A 2,072-nucleotide genomic window follows, 5' to 3' on the forward strand; every position below is an offset into this window, starting at 1 on the left:
ATTGATAACCCTTCTTCTGCCTTCACTCGCTTGCAAGTCGTATCGTCAGAGCACTCAAGTCATGTTACCAATCAGGTGGTGATTGAGCATGGTCAGTGTAAAATTCACTGCCCAGATTCCATGGCCCCGTCGACTATGGCTGCCTTAGTGAGGTTATTGGCATGATTCAATGGCCAAGTCATGTTCCCATCTATTTACATCGAGATCCTGTTGATTTTCGTAAAGCCATTAATGGTCTGGCCGTCATTGTGAGCGACGTTATGGCGTTAGCGCCATGCGAACCGGCGTTATTTGTGTTCTGCAACAAGCCACGAACGCAACTGAAAGTGCTGTACTGGGATCATACAGGGTTCGCGTTATGGCAAAAGCGCTTGGAAAAAGAACGTTTCAAATGGCCACGTAAGCAGGAGTGTAGCACTATGACGATCAGTCATGAGCAATGGAATTGGCTATTGCGTGGTGTTGATATGAGTCGGATCACGCCCCACGAACCACTTTATTACACTGAGGTTTCTTAAGCGACCTTAGTACGGCTTCTCTATTCTGCGGTATAATCCACCTATGAATGATACCGCCGCGTTACAACAAGAAAATGATCAATTGCGTGCTCAGCTTGCTGAGCGTGATAGACAGATTAGTACGTTGCATGAGCGAATTACACTGCTATTAAAGGGCCGATTTAGTCCTTCCAGTGAAAAACTCTCTCCCGATCAGTTGGGCTTGTTTAACGAAGCGGAAGACATCATCGCAGATCCATCTGACGATGAGGAAGAGGTCACAGACGTTCAAGGCCATACACGCCGACGTAAACCTCGAATCAGTATTCCCGATTCACTCCCTCGTGAAGAGATTGTGTATGATTTATCGGATGCCGATAAAGTTTGCCCTCATGACGGGACCAAACTGACCGTCATTGGCAGTGAAGATCATGAGCAACTGGATATCATACCAGCACACATTAAGGTCCTTCGTCACAAGCGTTTAACGTATGCCTGTCCGTGTTGCAGTAGCCACGTGGTGACCGCTCGCAAACCCAAACAACCTATTGAGAAAAGCATTGCCAGCCCAGGTCTGTTGGCCTTCGTGGCCACCAGTAAATACGCGGATGCTCTACCACTTTATCGTCAAAGCGAGATCTTCAAACGTATTGGTATCGACATGGATCGAACTAACCTGGCGAACTGGATGATAAAGTGTGGTGAATTAGTGCAGCCACTGATCAATCTTCTGAACGATACCTTACAACAGCAGCCGTGTTTGCATATGGATGAAACCACGTTGCAGGTCTTGGACGAGCCAGGAAAAACGGCGCAAAGCAAAAGCTACATGTGGGTCATGCGCAGCACAGGCACTCAATCTGCGTGCGTGTTCCACTACAGTGACAGCCGTGCCCAATCGGTTCCATTACGCCTCTTATCTTCAGACACACCAGCCATCATGGTCGATGGCTACGAGTGGTATCAAAAAGCCTGCGATGAATACCAGATAACGCGTTTAGGTTGCTGGGCTCATGCCCGACGCAAGTTTAAAGAAGCCAAAGACGTACAGCCTAAAGGCAAAATAGGAAAGGCTGATCAAGGGCTTAATTACATCCAAAAGTTGTACGGTATTGAACAACAAACCAAAGACATGCCCCCGGATAAACGTCGAGCAGTACGCCAAGAAAAGGCCGTACCGATTTTAGAGGCGCTTAACGTCTGGATGAAAAAAAGCTTAATCACAGTGGCCCCGAAAACGTCGATCGGTAAGGCTTTAGTGTATCTAAATAATCAGTGGGATCGGCTTATTGGCTACGTGGAAGAAGGCCATTACCCGATAGACAATAATGCGGCAGAACGCGCTATACGCCCTTACGCTATTGGACGTAAAAACTGGCTTTTTAGTAAAAGCCAAGCAGGGGCAACCGCCAGCGCTAACTTGTATAGTCTAATAGAAACAGCCAGAGCCAACGGTCTTAATGAATACGATTGGTTAAAGCAGATCTTTAAAGTGCTTCCTAATGCACAAAGCCTGGCAGACATCGAAGCACTTTTGCCTTGGCATTGTAAGGACGTGGTTGGTTAGGCGCTTAC

General features: G+C 47.3%; 2 protein-coding genes. Both read left to right on the forward strand.

All coding sequences use genetic code 11. The features are described from left to right. Positions 1-161: 161 nt before the first annotated feature. Positions 162-518: an IS66 family insertion sequence element accessory protein TnpB gene (tnpB, locus tag LG368_RS15195; protein WP_211537719.1), complete on the forward strand. Its 357-nt coding sequence runs from the start codon at positions 162-164 to the stop codon at positions 516-518. A 43-nt stretch (positions 519-561) separates the two neighbouring features. Beyond that, positions 562-2,064, forward strand: a complete 1,503-nt coding sequence (gene tnpC, locus LG368_RS15200) for an IS66 family transposase (RefSeq protein ID WP_211537720.1) — start codon at positions 562-564, stop codon at positions 2,062-2,064. Positions 2,065-2,072 lie beyond the last annotated feature (8 nt).

The sequence above is a fragment of the Marinomonas algarum genome, assembly GCF_020532605.1.
Taxonomy (GTDB): Bacteria; Pseudomonadota; Gammaproteobacteria; order Pseudomonadales; family Marinomonadaceae; genus Marinomonas; species Marinomonas algarum.

Coding starts and splice junctions, on each gene's coding strand:
- tnpB (WP_211537719.1), top strand. CDS start 162: ATGATTCAATGGCCAAGTCATGTTCCCATCTATTTACATCGAGATCCT.
- tnpC (WP_211537720.1), top strand. CDS start 562: ATGAATGATACCGCCGCGTTACAACAAGAAAATGATCAATTGCGTGCT.